At 59.6% G+C, this 15,749-nt stretch carries 14 protein-coding genes and 1 tRNA gene; 7 read left to right on the forward strand and 8 right to left on the reverse strand.

What is annotated here, in order from left to right; translation table 11 throughout:
- Positions 1-316, forward strand: a 316-nt coding sequence (locus tag C4S63_RS15740; RefSeq protein WP_146063398.1) for an integrase core domain-containing protein, incomplete at its 5' end; no start/stop codon positions are given.
- Between the two features lie 132 nt (positions 317-448).
- Here the strand turns inward: C4S63_RS15740 and C4S63_RS15745 are convergent.
- Entirely contained in the window at positions 449-1,807 is a 1,359-nt protein-coding gene (locus C4S63_RS15745; RefSeq protein WP_103918150.1) for a site-specific integrase, read from the reverse strand.
- A gap of 298 nt (positions 1,808-2,105) precedes the next feature.
- Between C4S63_RS15745 and mutS the strand changes: the two genes are divergently transcribed.
- A complete protein-coding gene (mutS, locus tag C4S63_RS15750) occupies positions 2,106-4,649 on the forward strand; it encodes a DNA mismatch repair protein MutS (protein WP_290498308.1) in 2,544 nt (847 codons plus the stop codon).
- Positions 4,650-4,988: 339 nt separating this feature from the next.
- On the forward strand, positions 4,989-5,324 hold the full coding sequence (fdxA, locus tag C4S63_RS15755; RefSeq protein WP_062817514.1) for a ferredoxin FdxA: 336 nt from the start codon (positions 4,989-4,991) through the stop codon (positions 5,322-5,324).
- A 644-nt stretch (positions 5,325-5,968) separates the two neighbouring features.
- Here fdxA and C4S63_RS15760 read toward each other — a convergent pair.
- The 4 genes from C4S63_RS15760 to arsS form a co-directional block, all read right to left on the reverse strand.
- Positions 5,969-6,307, reverse strand: coding sequence for an Hpt domain-containing protein (locus tag C4S63_RS15760; RefSeq protein ID WP_200819553.1), 339 nt, complete (start codon positions 6,305-6,307; stop codon positions 5,969-5,971).
- Between the two features lie 139 nt (positions 6,308-6,446).
- Entirely contained in the window at positions 6,447-7,091 is a 645-nt protein-coding gene (locus C4S63_RS15765) for a TIGR04282 family arsenosugar biosynthesis glycosyltransferase (RefSeq protein WP_235000051.1), read from the reverse strand.
- Positions 7,081-7,770 (reverse strand): TIGR04283 family arsenosugar biosynthesis glycosyltransferase, encoded by a 690-nt coding sequence (locus tag C4S63_RS15770; RefSeq protein WP_235000052.1) that lies wholly within the window; start codon positions 7,768-7,770, stop codon positions 7,081-7,083. The genes C4S63_RS15765 and C4S63_RS15770 overlap by 11 nt, the downstream gene beginning before the upstream one ends.
- A complete protein-coding gene (gene arsS / locus C4S63_RS15775; RefSeq protein ID WP_063508481.1) occupies positions 7,767-8,726 on the reverse strand; it encodes an arsenosugar biosynthesis radical SAM (seleno)protein ArsS in 960 nt (319 codons plus the stop codon). The genes C4S63_RS15770 and arsS overlap by 4 nt, the downstream gene beginning before the upstream one ends.
- A gap of 368 nt (positions 8,727-9,094) precedes the next feature.
- On the opposite strand from arsS, the gene C4S63_RS15780 reads away from it, so the two are divergent.
- Positions 9,095-9,171, forward strand: a tRNA-Arg gene (locus C4S63_RS15780).
- A 139-nt stretch (positions 9,172-9,310) separates the two neighbouring features.
- A complete protein-coding gene (locus tag C4S63_RS15785) occupies positions 9,311-9,487 on the forward strand; it encodes a PLDc N-terminal domain-containing protein (protein ID WP_082810913.1) in 177 nt (58 codons plus the stop codon).
- Here C4S63_RS15785 and C4S63_RS15790 read toward each other — a convergent pair.
- Positions 9,444-10,178 (reverse strand): START domain-containing protein, encoded by a 735-nt coding sequence (locus C4S63_RS15790; protein ID WP_103918154.1) that lies wholly within the window; start codon positions 10,176-10,178, stop codon positions 9,444-9,446. The genes C4S63_RS15785 and C4S63_RS15790 overlap by 44 nt on opposite strands.
- A 191-nt stretch (positions 10,179-10,369) precedes the next feature.
- Positions 10,370-11,815 (reverse strand): phospholipase D-like domain-containing protein, encoded by a 1,446-nt coding sequence (locus tag C4S63_RS15795; RefSeq protein WP_062817520.1) that lies wholly within the window; start codon positions 11,813-11,815, stop codon positions 10,370-10,372.
- A gap of 411 nt (positions 11,816-12,226) precedes the next feature.
- Here C4S63_RS15795 and C4S63_RS15800 point away from each other — a divergent pair, with 411 nt between their 5' ends.
- Both C4S63_RS15800 and C4S63_RS15805 read left to right on the forward strand, forming a co-directional pair.
- Entirely contained in the window at positions 12,227-13,585 is a 1,359-nt protein-coding gene (locus tag C4S63_RS15800) for a KamA family radical SAM protein (RefSeq protein WP_062817521.1), read from the forward strand.
- A 225-nt stretch (positions 13,586-13,810) separates the two neighbouring features.
- Entirely contained in the window at positions 13,811-14,242 is a 432-nt protein-coding gene (locus tag C4S63_RS15805) for a DUF3332 family protein (RefSeq protein WP_063508849.1), read from the forward strand.
- Between the two features lie 52 nt (positions 14,243-14,294).
- Here the strand turns inward: C4S63_RS15805 and C4S63_RS15810 are convergent, their stop codons facing one another.
- Positions 14,295-15,695, reverse strand: coding sequence for a PLP-dependent aminotransferase family protein (locus C4S63_RS15810; RefSeq protein ID WP_103918155.1), 1,401 nt, complete (start codon positions 15,693-15,695; stop codon positions 14,295-14,297).
- Positions 15,696-15,749: the final 54 nt, after the last annotated feature.

Consider the following 15,749-nt stretch of genomic DNA (forward strand, 5'->3'; position numbering starts at 1 on the left):
ACTCATGTTCCACTCGGATCAGGGCAGCCAATATGCCAGCCGAGTGTTCCGGCAGCGGTTATGGCGCTATCGAATGCAGCAAAGCATGAGCCGGCGGGGCAACTGTTGGGACAATGCGCCAATGGAAAGGCTGTTCCGCAGCCTCAAATCAGAGTGGGTGCCTACGATGGGCTACCGCAACTTGCCCGAAGCAAAGAAAGATATCGGTGACTATCTGATGGGTTACTACAATTACCACAGGCCTCACAGCTACAACGGCGGGATCGCCCCTGCGGTGGCCGAAGAAAAACCTAAATCACTGTCCGGTATTAGTTGACCACTACAAACCTCCGAGACTTAAGCCCCACCAGGGCAGCAAGCCCACAGAAACATCCAGGCTAATCACCGCCAGACGACCAGAGAACAGCAAGGGGCCACCAACACAGCCTCCATCACCCTCAACCGAGCATCATCGCGGCAGACTCAGCTCTGAAATATGGTCAGCCCATCGCTGCAACCACACCCGGCACTCAGCCTCATAGCTGTGCAGGTCATAGGTCCCCTCAATACCCTTTCGTGAGTGCCCCAAGACAGCTTCAGCCACCTCGCTGGGGCACCTCATTCGGGCCAGGCCTGTCCTAACTGTGCGCCGCAGGTCGTGGGGGGACCAGTCAGGAATGGACGTTAGCCAGAGCTGAGCAGCCGTGTAACTCCGACCAGATTTGAGCTTTTCGGGGTTCTTCAGGTGCCATTTCGTCTCGGTTAGCGACTTTTGCTGGATTGGCTTCCTGGTGCGAGTTGACGGGAAAGGGTACTTATCCGTAGTCAGCTTCAACTGGCTCAGAAATTCGATGGCCTGTGTTGGCAACTGAACGTATCGCTCCGCTCCATTCTTTGAGTCACTCAAATGCCAAGTACCCGCCTCCAGGTCGATATCCTTCCACTCAGCGTTACACACCTCCCCTGTCCGGCAACCAGTCCAAAGAGTAAACCGCATGACATTCTTCTGAGTGGTGGAGTAGCCCGAGCCTGGCAACCAAGCCAGAACAGCCGCCAACTCTTTATCAGAGAGCACCCGCCGGCCCTTGTTGGGACTCATACGGATCCTGGCCGTCTTCAGACTAGCCTTAGCCAACCATGCAGGGTTCGGAAAGTCGTCTGGCAAGCGCTCAAGCCCAATGGCGTACTCATAGGCAGCGACGAACTCCCTGAGTACATTCCCCGCCTGAACGCGGGCCCCTCGATCCAAGATCTCCTTGATCAGGTCGACCACATCCTTGCGCTTCACCTCCGCCGCCGGCCTCTCCCCGAGCACCCGGACGACATCGTTGTACAAGGTTCTGCGGACCTCCCACTGCCCTTTTGGCTTTCTGGCACCAGGAACCCGCTTTTTCTCACCTGTTCTGGAATCAGTCACCGAACGGTCCTCGATCACCTCCGTCAGATACTGCTCAACCAGATCCGTCACCGTATAGGCAGCAACGGCTTCAGCCTCTGCCTGTGCAGCCTTGGCTTCTTTCTCCGCCTGGAGCTGACGGTCCCGTTCGGCTTTGGGGCAAATCCCTTTTGCCCTCAGCTCCTTCATTTTGGAAAGCTCAAGGCGAGCTTCGGCAAGCTTCACCCCAGGGAAGTTACCGATCTTGACCTGAACCAGCTTTCCCGTCTCCGGGCTTAGATAGCGATAAGTGAAGGTTTTCAGGCCCGACGAGCCGCAGCTGACCCGCAGTCCCGCGTTCTCAGCACCATCCGTTTTGACCTTGTCACCTGGCCGCATTGCCTCAATGGCACGGACCGATAGTTGCTTACTGCCTTGTTTGCTATGCTCCATCGCTTTGATCCACCAACACTAACGGTTTCAAGCAAATCCCCGCATCGCAGGCTCCGTCTGGCCTGCAAAGGATTTGGTGTAGGTTTTGAGCAGTATATCACCGGGGAATCGGCCCGGCACGAAAACCTACACTAAAATCTACACTTATTTTGCGGATTGGGGTGGATTACCATGGACAAGCACGGACACTACCGGAAATTACACGTTTCGCTAACCACCTGAATTTATAGCGAAATAACAGGAAAAAACGGGCTGAAACGTAGATATGACGCACAACGATTTATCCGCACACACACCTATGATGCAGCAATACCTGGCGATCAAGGCCGAACACCCGGATCAGCTGGTGTTCTACCGCATGGGGGATTTCTACGAGTTGTTCTTTGGCGATGCCCAGAAGGCCGCGCGGTTGCTGGACATTACCCTGACCCAGCGGGGCCAGAGTGCCGGCAAGCCAATTCCCATGGCCGGGATTCCCTACCATGCAGCAGAGAACTACCTGGCCAGGCTGGTGAAGCTGGGGGAGTCCGTGGCCATTGCCGAGCAGATCGGTGATCCGGCGCTGGCCAAGGGGCCGGTGGAGCGCAAGGTGGTGCGCATTGTCACGCCGGGCACGGTCAGCGATGAGGCCCTGCTGGAAGAGCGCCGCGACAACCTGCTTTGTGCCGTCTATGAGGACAAGGGCCAGTATGGCTGCGCCAGCCTGGATGTGGCGGCCGGACGCTTTGTAGTGACCCAGGTGGAAGGCAGCGAACAGCTGCAGGCGCTGCTGGAGCGCTGGTCACCCGCGGAGCTGCTCTATAGTGAAGACAAGTCTCTGCCCGGCCGCTGGGGCGAGAAGCCCGGCAGCCGCAAACGTCCGGACTGGGAGTTTGATGGGGAGTCCGCCCGCCGCCAGTTGTGTCAGCAGTTCCAGGTGCAGGACCTGGCCGGCTTCGGCGAACCGACGCCGGTGGCCATTGCCGCCGCGGGCGCGCTGCTCGGTTATGCCAAGGAAACCCAGCGCGGTGAATTGCCCCACGTGACCGGGCTGGTGGTGGAAAGCTTCGATGACACCGTGGCCATGGACGCCGCCACCCGCCGGAATCTGGAATTGACCGAAACCCTGGATGGCCAGGAGCAGCACACCCTGGCCTGGGTGCTGGACAGCACCAAGACCGCCATGGGCGCCCGCCAGCTGAAGCGCTGGGTGCATCAGCCGCTACGCAACCGCACCACCCTCAATCAGCGCCAGGACCAGATCGACGCGTTGCGTCAGGGCTGGTGTTTCGAGTCCACCCGCGATGTGCTCAACGACATCGGCGACATGGAGCGGATTCTCGGCCGGGTGGCCCTGCGCTCGGCGCGGCCCCGGGATCTGACTAGACTGCATGCCAGCCTCAAGGCCATGCCCGCCCTGATCGGCACTTTGCCCGCCTCCGATGCTTTCTATGAACTGATCGAGCGCATCGGCCAGTTCCCGGAGCAGGTGGACCTTCTCGGCCGGGCCGTCATCGAGAACCCGCCCATGCTGATCCGCGATGGCGGCGTGATTGCCCCCGGATACAGCGAGGAACTGGACGAGCTGCGCTCCATCAGCGAGAACGCCGGTCAGGTGCTGGTGGACATTGAAACCCGCGAGCGTGAGCGCACCGGCTTCTCCACCCTGCGGGTGAAGTACAACAAGGTCCACGGCTATTACATCGAGTTGTCCCGGCGAGAGGCCGATGATGCGCCGGTGGATTACCAGCGCCGCCAGACCCTGAAGAATGCCGAGCGCTTTATTACCCCGGAGCTGAAGGAATTCGAGGACAAGGCCCTGTCCGCGTCCAGCAAGGCGCTAACCCTGGAAAAGCGTCTCTATGAGGAGCTGCTGGAAAAAGTGGCCGCCGACCTGCACCCCCTGCAACGCTGCGCCGCTGCCGTGGCCGAACTGGATGTGCTGGCCGCCCTGGCAGAACGCGCCGAGGCATTGAACTGGGTACGCCCGCAACTGGTGGACGAGGAAGCCATCATCGAGATTGTCGATGGCCGCCACCCGGTGGTGGAGCAGGTGCTGGATGACGCCTTCGTGCCCAACAGCCTGCATCTGGACGATGCCCGCCGTATGGTGATCATCACTGGCCCGAACATGGGCGGTAAATCCACCTACATGCGCCAGACCGCGCTGATTGCCCTGCTCGCCCACCTGGGCAGCTGTGTGCCTGCCGCCAGCGCCCGCATCGGCAATCTGGACCGGATCTTTACCCGTATCGGTTCGTCTGATGACCTGGCCGGTGGCCGTTCCACCTTCATGGTGGAGATGTCGGAAACCGCCAACATCCTCAACAACGCCACCGCCCAGAGCCTGGTGTTGATGGACGAGATCGGCCGCGGCACCAGCACCTTCGATGGCCTGAGCCTGGCCTGGGCGGCGGCAGAGCATCTGGCTCGCAATCTCAAGGCCTTTACCCTGTTCGCTACCCACTACTTCGAGCTGACCCAGCTGCCGGCGCAGTTGCCGGGCATCTACAACGCCCATCTCACCGCCAGCGAACACGACAACCGCATCGTGTTCCTGCACCGGGTACAGGAAGGCCCGGCCAGCCGCAGCTATGGTCTGCAGGTGGCACAGCTGGCCGGGGTGCCGCAGAGTGTGATCCAGCAGGCCGGGGAAAAGCTTCGCGAGCTGGAGGCAGGCAAACCGCTGGCAGCCGCTGATCGCTCAACACCGCCAGCCGCCACACCGTCACCGGCTCCCGCCCAGGCGAGTCTGTTCGCCGAGCCCAGCGCCGTGGAGCACGCCCTCAAGGAACTGGACCCGGATGATCTGACCCCGAAGCAGGCGCTGGAGGCGCTGTATAAGCTGAGAGGGCTGCTTTAGGCCTTGTAGGAGCGCCGCTTGAGGCGCGAACCATTCAGTTATGAGAAGCGAGTTACGGAAACCACAGCGCCTGTCCATGGTTTTTCGCAACTCGCTTCTCGTGACTCAAGTCTCTGCACAAAGGCCGGTTCGCGCCTCAAGCGGCGCTCCTACAGACTATGGGGACGCCCAGTTGTCCTCCGGTAACACTCTGGGCTATTACCTTATATCAAGGCTTTGTTTGCCTGCCCTTGACCATATCGCTAGACTAGCGCCACCCCAAGCGAGACCGCACCGGATGCTGCTATAATTGGCAGTCTGGCGCTGTACAAAGATCAAGACACCTGGCGAGGACAGGCTATGACGTTCGTAGTAGGTGAGAACTGCATTAACTGCAAGCACACCGATTGTGTAGAAGTATGCCCGGTAGACTGTTTCTACGAAGGCCCCAACTTCCTGGTAATCCATCCGGACGAGTGCATCGACTGTGCACTGTGTGAGCCGGAGTGTCCGGTCAACGCGATTTTCTCTGAGGACGAGCTCCCCGAGGGCGAGCAGGAGTTCCTGGAAATCAATGCGGAACTGGCCGAGAAGTGGCCGAACATTACCGAAATGAAAGACGCCCCGGACGACGCGGAAGAGTGGGACGGTGTGCCCAACAAGCGTGAGAAGCTGGTGCGCGAGTGGGAAGGCTAACGCCTTTCCGCTGAGCCGGTGAGGCCACTCGCCGGACTCTGTTTTTCAGACAAAGAAAAAGGGCGGCATCCTGCCGCCCTTTTTTGCGTCGAGTCGTCCTGACCCTTTTGCGCTCACCGCAACTTCCCTGTGTGCTGTCCTTGCTTGTCCCTGTGCCCTTGTCCCTGAACACAAATCCACTATAGCAATGGCTCTCGGCCGTTTGGGTAAAATAAATATCAAAACTCTACTGCCAAAACACCCCGAAAAGCACAAAACCCTTATAAATCATTATCTTAGGAAAAATAAATCGCCTGAAACGGGTTAAATTCGCCTCAAAAAGACTGTTTTTTCCTACAGCTTTGTAAGAGATCTCTTACAAGCGACCACGGAGCACTCATTGATATCCTGGAAATAGCGCTGACCCGCGCAACATGGTGATGCCAAAAGACGCCTACGTTTTTACATTTTCTCACCCGTTTTTACAGCACCCACAGGCACTTACGGTTAGCATTGTTTCCATGAAGTGACGGGCCATTCTTGCCCGGCAGCACTTCAAACAGTATCCCCCCAAGGCGCTAGCAATAGCGCTCACAACCCCCCTCTTCCACCCCCTTATTCGGAAGAGGGTTTTTTTTGTCTGAAAGTCAGGAAAAGCGCTCGGCTCAGACCTTGCGCAGGGCGGTACAGGCTTGTTCAAACGCCCCCTGGAGTCGTGCCAGCAAGTCAGGCGCTTGTCCCAACTCCCCTTCCCGAGCCAGGCTTTCCAGCTGCATGCACAACTCGAATACCTGCACCGCGCCCAGATTCCCGCTACTTCCCTTGAAGCTGTGCGCCTGACGGCGCAGAACCTCCTGATCACCGGCGGCCTGGGCGGCCTGCAAGGCGGCAAGCCGTTGTGTCCCGTCCCGGTGAAAGGAGTCCACCAGCATCTGGAAATCCTGGCCCATCACGTCCTGTAGTTCCTTAACGACCTCGTCGTCGAGAATCGCTGAATTTTGCATACTGGCTCCGTCGTCCTTTACGGGAGGCAACCCTAACGATTAATCATGAAATCTTATGTGGACTACCACGAAAATCCAGAAGAATTTAGTAGAGATGCACACTGACTCTACCGGCTTCGCGCCACCGCCAATGCCGCATTCAGTCAACGGCTGGCGGTATCCTGGGCAAAACACCACAGCGCTGGGCACGGATTACGTCATCATGGGTATCCACGTCCCACAGGGTCGGCAGGCGTGCCACCCGCTCTCCCGGAAAACAGGCGACGCTGTCGGCCAGGGCATGCTCGCCGCCAAAACGAACCCCCCGGAAGCGCTGGCGTTGCCACAGATTCTGCCGGGAACTGCCAATTAACACGTAGCCGCCATCCTCGCTGGGACCGAATACCACCGGCGCCGTCTCCAGGGCAGTCAGCGCCTGTTCGAAATACTCCTGGCCCAGTACCGCGCAGTCACTGCCGATCAGTAACACCCGGTCCGCTTGCGACAAGCCCATATTGAGCGCGAGGGCCATCTTCTCGCCCAGGTCGTCACCCTGTTGCTGATGACAAGACCAGCCATTGCGCTCCGCCAGATTCTGTAGCTCCGTGTCCGGCTGATCCAGCCACAGCTCCACCCGCCCCGGAAAACGGCAGGCGGCGGCAATGGTGCGGGTCAACAGGAAGCGATACAGCTTCAGCGCGCCCTGTTCGCCGAACTGGGGAATCAGGCGGGTCTTTACCCGGCCGGCCTGCAATGCCCGGGCGAAGAGAATCAGCAACGGCTGCGACCGCGGCTCAGGGCTCACCATAATAATCCCGATACAGTTGTTCCGGCGGCGCCCCCCGCCAGTAGCGGTAACGAAGGGACCACATCAGCCAGATGGTCGGCCAGGCTCCCCGGGTATCCCAGCGCCGACTGCTGGTGATCAGCGGAGGGCGCAGGCAATGGGGTCGGCCCGTTTGCTGCTTCAACAAACGGCTCAGGGCGATATCTTCCATCAAGGGTTGGTCCGGGAAGCCACCGGCGGCAGCAAAGAGGTCGCGGCGGACAAAAATACCCTGGTCCCCGGTGGCAATAGCAGTGATCCGGGAACGCAGATTGATCATGGCGCCGATGACCCGGTAGAGGAAACGCCGACCGCTCAGACGCACATCAAAGCGGCCCCATCCGGCAGCTGCCGGCACACCTGCCAGTGATTGCCGCTGGGCAGGCCCCAGCTGGCTATCCGCATGCACAAACCACAGCCAGTGGCCATTGGCCTGTCGGGCACCGGCATTCATTTGCCGGGCCCGGCCCGGTTCACAGAAGACCACCCGGTCCGCCAGCCCACGGGCAATTTCCACACTGGCATCGGTACTGCCACCGTCTACCACCACCAGCTCATCACCAACCTGCAGGGCATCCCGGAGCATGGTCAGGGTAGCGGCCAGGCTGCCGGCTTCGTTGCGTACCGGCACGATCACAGTGACAGTGACTCCGGTCACCCCAGAGCACCACCGCAACTGCTGCCGGCACCGGCGGTGCAGCCAAAGCAATGGTCCGCCACATAAATGGGTTCCCCTTCCAGGTCATGGTCCAGCAACACGGAAAGATGTTGATGCCCATCATGATGCCCCTGGGGCATATCCAGCATCTGGTTGAAGTCGCAGTCGTACAGGTAACCCTGGTAGTCCACACTCACTGTGGCCCGGCACATCACTGCCGGCAGGGTGTCGCGGTTGAAACTGTCGCGCAGCAATTGCATGTAATCGTTGAACTGATTGTGGGCCAGCAGTACGGCACCGAAACGGCTGATGGGCATATTGGTGATGGTCAGCAGACTGTTGAAACGCAACCCGAACCGCTCATCCAGTTCCCGCTTGTAATCCGCTTCCAGCACCGCCTGGGGCGGCGGCAAAGAAGGGCCGGTAGGGTTGTAGACCAGATCCAGCAGCAGCCCATCGCTGCCATAGCCCAGGGCATTGAGCCGGCGAATCGCCTCGATGCTGCCCTGATAGACGCCTTTGCCACGCTGCTTGTTCACATTCTCTTCCAGGTAACAGGGCAGCGACGCCACCACATGCACCTTGTTGTCCGCCAGAAACTGCGGCAGATCTTCGTAACCCGGCTCCAGCAAAATGGTGAGATTGCAGCGATCAATGACCTCCACATCCATGGCTCTGGCCTGTTCCACCAGGTAGCGGAAATGGGGGTTCATCTCCGGTGCCCCACCGGTGAGATCCAGCACCTGGATATGGCGAAGGCGGATCACCTCCAGCACCATGTCCACGGTTTCCCGGTCCATCAATTCCGTGCGAGTGGGGCCCGCGTTCACATGACAATGCACGCAACTGAGGTTGCACAGATACCCCAGGTTCACCTGCAAGATGGACGTGGCATGGCGCCGCAACGCGGGAAAGTCGGTGCTGCTGCGCACCAGTAAATCGTGGGTATCCTGCATACATCACCTGTCTCAATTTCTTCAATGCTAGCAATTGGATGCGGCGTTGTCGCAAAGGTTACGTGAACGCAGCAAGCACCACGCGACATGTCAGACGTCAGACGTCAGACGTCTGACGGAATTTTGACTGTTTGCCCCCTCAGGACTGGCACCACGAGTCAAAGTCCTTACAATCGTCACTGCTTCAGCCCCGGTAGCTCAGTTGGGTGAGGTCGGGGGTTTCCAAAGCGTGCTTTGGCCGAACGAACGCGAAGCGGATATCGCCGCTTTGCCGGCGCCCGGAGGGCGAGTAAGCGCCGACAAAATAGCCGCTTGCGGCCCGGAAACTGGCACCGCCACTAAAAGTCCTTACAATCGTCACTGCTTCAGCCCCGGTAGCTCAGTTGGATAGAGCAAGCGCCTCCTAAGCGCTAGGTCACAGGTTCGATTCCTGTTCGGGGCGCCATTTCCTTTCTTTCCTGTTGAATACCGGATATTGCCTGCGTTAAGGGCCATAAGACCCTCTTTTACATATCAGTGATTTACCCGGTGGAACGGCTGCTCTAGATTGAGGGTTCCATTTGGGTACGAGAAGGATCTTGCTGATGAAACTCCTGGGATTGCTACAACTGGCCCTGGCAATTTATGCCATCGTGATGATCATTCAATCCAGCGCGGAAACCCTGCACAAGGTGCTGTGGGTGTTGCTGGTACTGATCTTGCCACTGGTCGGGCTGATTATCTGGGCGCTGATGGGGCCCGGTTCGCCGCTGAAGCGTTAGCAACTTCCTGCTTCTCTTCCGGCTCCTGCCAGCTCTTTGGAGTCTGGTAGTAGCCGTGGGAGATGCCCTGGAAACGCGGCAAATTCACCACCCGGCGCAGACGCCGCAGTGAAAAATACGGAACATCCCGCAAAATGATGTTGGCCAGCCAGGCCGGTATCGCCCCACCCGGATCCAGTATCACTTCAATGGTGACCTTCACTTCCCCCGGCGACAGCGGCTCGAACCGGTAATAGCCTTCCATCTGCGGCATACGCACATAATCGGACTGCTCGGGGAACGCCTTGGGATTGAGGGAAAACGGCATCACCAGGTCATAGCTATCCGGCTCCTGATAGAAGGTGACTCGCAGGGGCGCATCCCGATCCTTCACCGGCCAGGGCAAGCGCGTGGTCACATAGACATCCCGCTGGTACGGCGATGCCCGGTGCAGGTCGCGAATTTCCGAGACCATGTGCATGAAGGAGGCGACCGCCTGGTAATCATCCATCAGCGCACCAATGGCATTGAAATCCGCCACCGGTACGAGACCCACGCCTCGAAAGGTTTTCAGGCGCGAGGTGTCGTCGTCCTGCCGATACACCTGGATACCATCCCGATCGGTGACCAGTACCCATTTTGCCGTGTCCGCCATGGACAGGGCAGATCCGCCCAGCAGGAGCAGGCCGAGTAAATACCGTTTTATTATCATTCTGTTTCCCTGACGCATCCCCACCGCCGCACTTGAGACAGTCCGGCGAGTGATCACTTTATAACCTGCCAGACAGCGCCAGACCTGCCTGACGAAGAAAAATGTGACATAGACAACCCGAAAATGCGACTTGTCGCACAGCCGGTGCGCTGGAAACGCCGCTGACTGGTGCGTCATGGCACAGGTTCAGATCAAAGATAGGGTTCCATGAGATGCGAGAGGGCGTTGCGCAAACGACGCCAGGGCGCCATGTCGCGGAAATGCTCCGACTCCATGCGGGTAGACAGCAGGATATGGCGATCCAGCATCTTGTCCACCCGGGTGGTCAGGGTGGCGCTGTAACACTCCAGATCGAATTCGAAATTCAGGCGCAGGCTGCGCGCATCCCAGTTACCGGACCCGAGCATCAGCCAGTGCTGATCCACCGTCATCATCTTGCTGTGATCAAACGGCGGCGGCGACAGATACAGCTCGGCCCCCTCGCCCACCAACCACCGCAACGCATGCAGACTCGCCCAGTTCACCATGCGCAGGTTGCTCTTGCTCGGTATCACGATCTGCACCTGCACGCCTTTCAATATCGCCATTTGCAGGGTGGCCATAAGGGTCAGGTCCGGGACGAAATAGGGAGTCACAATGCGGATGCGCCGCTCCGCGCTGCCAATGGCCGCCAGCAAGGTAAGCCGGCGCTTATCAAAATCCGCATCCGGACCGGCGCTGATACCTCTCGCCTGCACATCGCCGACCAGGGCCGGACCACGATAGCTGGTTTCCAGCACTTCCCCGCAGGTGAATACCCAGTCGGCCGCGAAACTGCGCAACAGCTGACCCACCACCGGCCCTTCGACCCGGGCATGCAGATCGGTGGTGCGAGCGGGTTTGTGCAGGTAGCCGGCGCGAATATTCATGCCCCCGGTAAAGCCCAGAGCGCGATCCACAATCATGATCTTGCGGTGGTTTCGCAGATTGATATACGGCATGCGCCAGGGCGCCAGGGAGTACAGAAACCGCTGCACCGGCACCCCGCGCCGGCGCAGGCGCCAGACCACCGATGGCAGGGAGTAGTGGGCGCCCACGCCATCGATCAGCACCCGCACCTTTACCCCACGCTGGACGGCGGCAGCCAGGGCATCCACCAGGGGTTTGCCGGCCGCATCATTGCCGAAAATATAGGTGGCCAGATAGATGCTCTCGGTGGCGTTTTCAATGGCATCCAGCATGGCCTGATAGGTTTGCGGGGCATCCAGCAACGCCAATTCGTTGCCATCGGTAAGCGGCAGGTGCGTCAGGCGCCCTACCAGACGGCTGAGGACCTGCAGGTGTGGCACGGTGGGCACCGCCTCTGCGGCCACCCGCCAGCCGTCATCGCTGTCGATCAACCCGCCAGTCAGTTGCCGGGCGCGACGCTGAATACGATTGACCCCCAGCATGAAATACAGCACCGCACCCAGCACTGGCACCAGCCACACCAGGCCGGTCCAGGCGGCGGCGGCACGGGCATCGCGCTTGTTCTGGGCCACATGGGCGGTGACATAAATCGCCAGGAAAAGGCTGATGGCCGCAGCCAGATAGGGCCAGAACGGCTCCAGCACCGCCAGCCCCTGATCCCAACGGCTTTTCCAGAATGTCAGATCCAAAGGTTTTCAGCTCCGTATCCACCCGTAGCCTGCCGGGACCGCATGCCCCCAGGCTGGCAATATTGCGTCAACATAGCATATCCCCCCGGGCCCCGTTTCCGGGAAAAAACCCAGTCAGATCAGCGGTTTTGCGCTTTGCGGGCCAAGTCACTAAAATACGCCCTCTTTTGGAACGCCGGGTGGCCTCGCTGGCCCCACGCCTGCCCCGAAAATCGCTGGGTAGCGTCATGTTCCAGGTCCTCCGCGTCACCTCGTGGACGCACGTAACAGCGGGCACATGCCCAATTTCAGCGCCAGCCACCGCTGGCCATCAGCAGCAGTAGCACAAAGACAAGTCCTGCTGGTTTAGCAACCAGTGTACCGGTGTTGACGCCAGTGTCGTCATGCCGGCGCATGATGAGGAGCGATACCATGCCCGAAACCAATGCCGTCATTCCGCTGCATCAGAGCACGGAAACGCAGTTTGAAGAGCCGCGCCGTTTCAAGGTATTCACCGCGCGCCAGCTCGACAAGATCGAGCCACTCAAACGCCTTGACGACGAGACCCGCTTTGCCATGGAAGTCGTTGCCAATGTGCTGCCTTTCCGGGTCAACGAGTACGTCATCGACGAACTGATCGACTGGGACAAGGTGCCCAATGATCCCATCTACCAGCTTACCTTCCCGCAGAAAGGCATGCTGGCCCCGGAGCATTTCGACAAGGTGGCCGAGGCCATGCGCGGCGGTGACAAGGCGGAAATCAAGGCCGCCATCGCCGAAGTCCGTGACGCCCTGAACCCGCACCCCGCCGGGCAGATGGAACACAACATGCCGGAAGTGGACGGCGAGAAAATCGACGGCGTCCAGCACAAGTACAACGAGACCGTGCTGTTCTTCCCCAGCCAGGGGCAGGTGTGTCACAGCTACTGCACCTTCTGCTTCCGCTGGGCCCAGTTTATTGGTGACAACGATCTGAAAATCGCCACCAAGGAAGCCGGCCAGCTGAAGAAGTACATCCAGGCGCACCCGGAAATCACCGATGTGCTGATTACCGGTGGCGATCCGCTGGTCATGAAGACCAAGAACCTGCGCGCCCATATCGAGCCGCTGCTGGAACTGGAACAGATCCGCACCATCCGCATCGGTTCCAAGGCGCTGACCTTCTGGCCGCAACGTGTGGTATCCGACGACGACGCCCAGGATCTTCTGGATCTGTTCCGGGAAGTGCAGGCCAGCGGCAAACACCTGGCGCTGATGGCTCACTACAACCACTGGCAGGAACTGGAAACCGACATCGCCCGGGAAGCGGTACGCCGGGTCCGCGCCACCGGCGCCGTGATCCGCGCCCAGGGCCCGCTGCTGGCACACATCAACGACAATGCCGATGACTGGGCCCGCCTTTGGCAGACCCAGGTCGAGCTGGGCATCATCCCCTACTACATGTTTGTGGAACGGGACACCGGTGCCCGTCGTTACTTTGAAGTCCCGCTGGCCAAGGCCTGGCAGATCTACCGTGATGCCATGAAGCAGGTCTCCGGCATCGCCCGTACCGCCCGTGGCCCAAGCATGTCCAGCCACCCGGGCAAGGTGGAAATCCAGGGCGTTACCGAAATCAACGGCGAGAAAGTGTTCGCCCTGCGCTTCATCCAGGGGCGTAACCACGACTGGGTTCAGCGTCCCTTCTTCGCCAAGTACAACGAGGACGCCACGTGGCTGAATCATCTGGAACCGGCCTTCGGCGAAGAGAAATTCTTCTTTGAAGACGAGCTGGCAGAGATGGAAAGCGAGTAACGATCAGTGAATAGTTAACAATGAACAGTTAACAGCGACGCGGTTGAAGTGTCGTGCTGTTGTAGACGTAAGAGGCCGCGCCCGGACATCTAGCGCGGCCTCTTGCGTTGCGAAACAGGAAAGTCAGCGTCGCGAGCTGTTAACTGTTCATTGTTAACTATTCACTGCTTCCCCTTACCGCTAAATGACAGCAATAATGAATTCACTCAACTCAAGGAAAGTCCGATGAAAAAAATCTTCGCCAGCGCATCTGCCGCCGCCCTGCTGACCGGCTGTCTTGGTCAGAATGCCCTGTTCGATACCGTGCAGGACTGGAATGCCACTGCCACCAACAATAAATTCGTCAACCAGGGCATTTCCTTTGTGTTCTGGTGGGTACCGGTTTACGGCCTGTCTCTGCTGGGCGACATCATCATTTTCAACTCCATCGAGTTCTGGACCGGCACCAACCCGATCAGCAAGGAAGGCGCCAAGGTCGCCGGCACCACCGAAACCGTGACCGACGGGCTGGGCAATGAAGCCGAACTGACCTACCACGCAGACGGCTCCATCACCGTAGTGGCCGCTGAGGAAAGCTACACCCTGATCAAGCAAGGCGACCAGGTCATCAAAGTGCAGGACGACAAACGCGAAGTGCTTGGCTCGGTGATGATGTAACCCCCCCACAGGAGCCATGCCCCGCATGGCTCCTGACCTATCCAACACGCGATTAAAGCAACCGCGACAAGGTCACCAGCGCCTGTTCCACCCGGTTGTCCCACTTCACGGCGCAGTTCAGCCGCAGACAATTGGCGAATTTTCCGGAGGCGGAAAACAGCGAACCGGGCGCAAAACTCACCCCGGCTTCCAGTGCCTTTTCCATCAGCTCGGTGGTATCCACCTCCCCCGGCAATTCCACCCACAACACGAACCCTCCCGCAGGCCGGCTCACCCGGGTCTGCTGCGGAAACAGTTGCGTCACCCGCTCGGTCATTCGCACCACACCCCGGGCGTGCTCAGCGCACAGCTGGCGCAGGAACCGGTCGTAATGGCCCCGCTCCAGATAGCGTGCCAGCACCAGCTGTGAGGGTGTGGCCACCGATACCGTATTGATGAATTGCAGATGCTGGGCCTTTTCCCGATGACGCTCCGGCGCCACCAGCCACCCCACCCGCAGGCCCGCAGACAGGGTTTTTGACGAAGATGAACAGTAATACACCAACCCATTCTTGTCCCAGCTCTTCACCGGGCGGGGCCGGGGTCCGCTCAGCGGCAGATCCCCGTAGATATCATCTTCCACCAACGGCACCTTGTGCTTCGACAACAGCGCCAACAGGGCCTGTTTGCGTGCGTCGGAAAGCCTGACCCCAAGCGGGTTGGAAAAATTCGACACCACCACACAGGCCGATACCTTCCAGCGCTCCAACGCCAGGGTCAGGGCTTCTAGGGAAATCCCCTCCACCGGGTCGGTGGGAATTTCCAGTGCCTTCAGGCCCAGCGAATCGATCACCTGCAACAGGCCATAATAGGTGGGCGATTCAATCGCCACGGTGTCGCCGGGTTGGGTCGTCAGCTTGAGCGCAATGGCCACGGATTCCTGGCAGCTATTGGTAATCAGCACATCCTCCGGGCTCACCTCACACTGCAGCCCCGCCAGTCGCCGGGCAACCTGGGTGCACAGTTCCGGCGCCCCGGGCGGAAAGGCATAGCCCACACAGCGACGTCGCTCCTCGCGCAGCACGCTGTGAAACATCCTTTCCATGGTGGCCACCGGCATATATTCCGGCGCCGGCACCGCCGCTCCCAGGTTCACCACCGACGGGTTATTCACACTCTGCAGTATCTGCAGCACCCGCTCCTGGCCGGTAATCCGTCGCGGCCGCCGACTTGCCGTGGTCACCCGGGGGGCCTCGCGCACCACCGGCGGCTGGCGCACGTAGTAACCGGATCGTGGACGGGCTTCCAGCACACCACGCTGCTCCAGCTCCCGGCAGGCATTCACCGCCGTGGACACACTGACCTGTTGCTGTTCCGCCAGCACCCGCACCCCGGGCAGGCGACTGCCCACCGGGTACACCTGATCCCGGATCAGGACCTGCAGACGATCCGCCAGGCTTTGATACAACGTCATGAGCTCCACACCCGATACAGTTTTTCGCATAACAACCAGTACAGATTGCTCTTC

It is taken from the genome of Alcanivorax sp. DSM 26293, assembly GCF_900107995.1.
Taxonomy (GTDB): Bacteria; Pseudomonadota; Gammaproteobacteria; order Pseudomonadales; family Alcanivoracaceae; genus Alcanivorax.

Excerpts from the sequence above, each read along its gene's own strand:
- C4S63_RS15745 (WP_103918150.1), bottom strand. The coding sequence starts at position 1,807 with ATGGAGCATAGCAAACAAGGCAGTAAGCAACTATCGGTCCGTGCCATT.
- mutS (WP_290498308.1), top strand. The coding sequence starts at position 2,106 with ATGATGCAGCAATACCTGGCGATCAAGGCCGAACACCCGGATCAGCTG.
- fdxA (WP_062817514.1), top strand. The coding sequence starts at position 4,989 with ATGACGTTCGTAGTAGGTGAGAACTGCATTAACTGCAAGCACACCGAT.
- C4S63_RS15760 (WP_200819553.1), bottom strand. The coding sequence starts at position 6,307 with ATGCAAAATTCAGCGATTCTCGACGACGAGGTCGTTAAGGAACTACAG.
- arsS (WP_063508481.1), bottom strand. The coding sequence starts at position 8,726 with ATGCAGGATACCCACGATTTACTGGTGCGCAGCAGCACCGACTTTCCC.
- C4S63_RS15785 (WP_082810913.1), top strand. The coding sequence starts at position 9,311 with ATGAAACTCCTGGGATTGCTACAACTGGCCCTGGCAATTTATGCCATC.
- C4S63_RS15790 (WP_103918154.1), bottom strand. The coding sequence starts at position 10,178 with ATGATAATAAAACGGTATTTACTCGGCCTGCTCCTGCTGGGCGGATCT.
- C4S63_RS15800 (WP_062817521.1), top strand. The coding sequence starts at position 12,227 with ATGCCCGAAACCAATGCCGTCATTCCGCTGCATCAGAGCACGGAAACG.
- C4S63_RS15805 (WP_063508849.1), top strand. The coding sequence starts at position 13,811 with ATGAAAAAAATCTTCGCCAGCGCATCTGCCGCCGCCCTGCTGACCGGC.
- C4S63_RS15810 (WP_103918155.1), bottom strand. The coding sequence starts at position 15,695 with ATGACGTTGTATCAAAGCCTGGCGGATCGTCTGCAGGTCCTGATCCGG.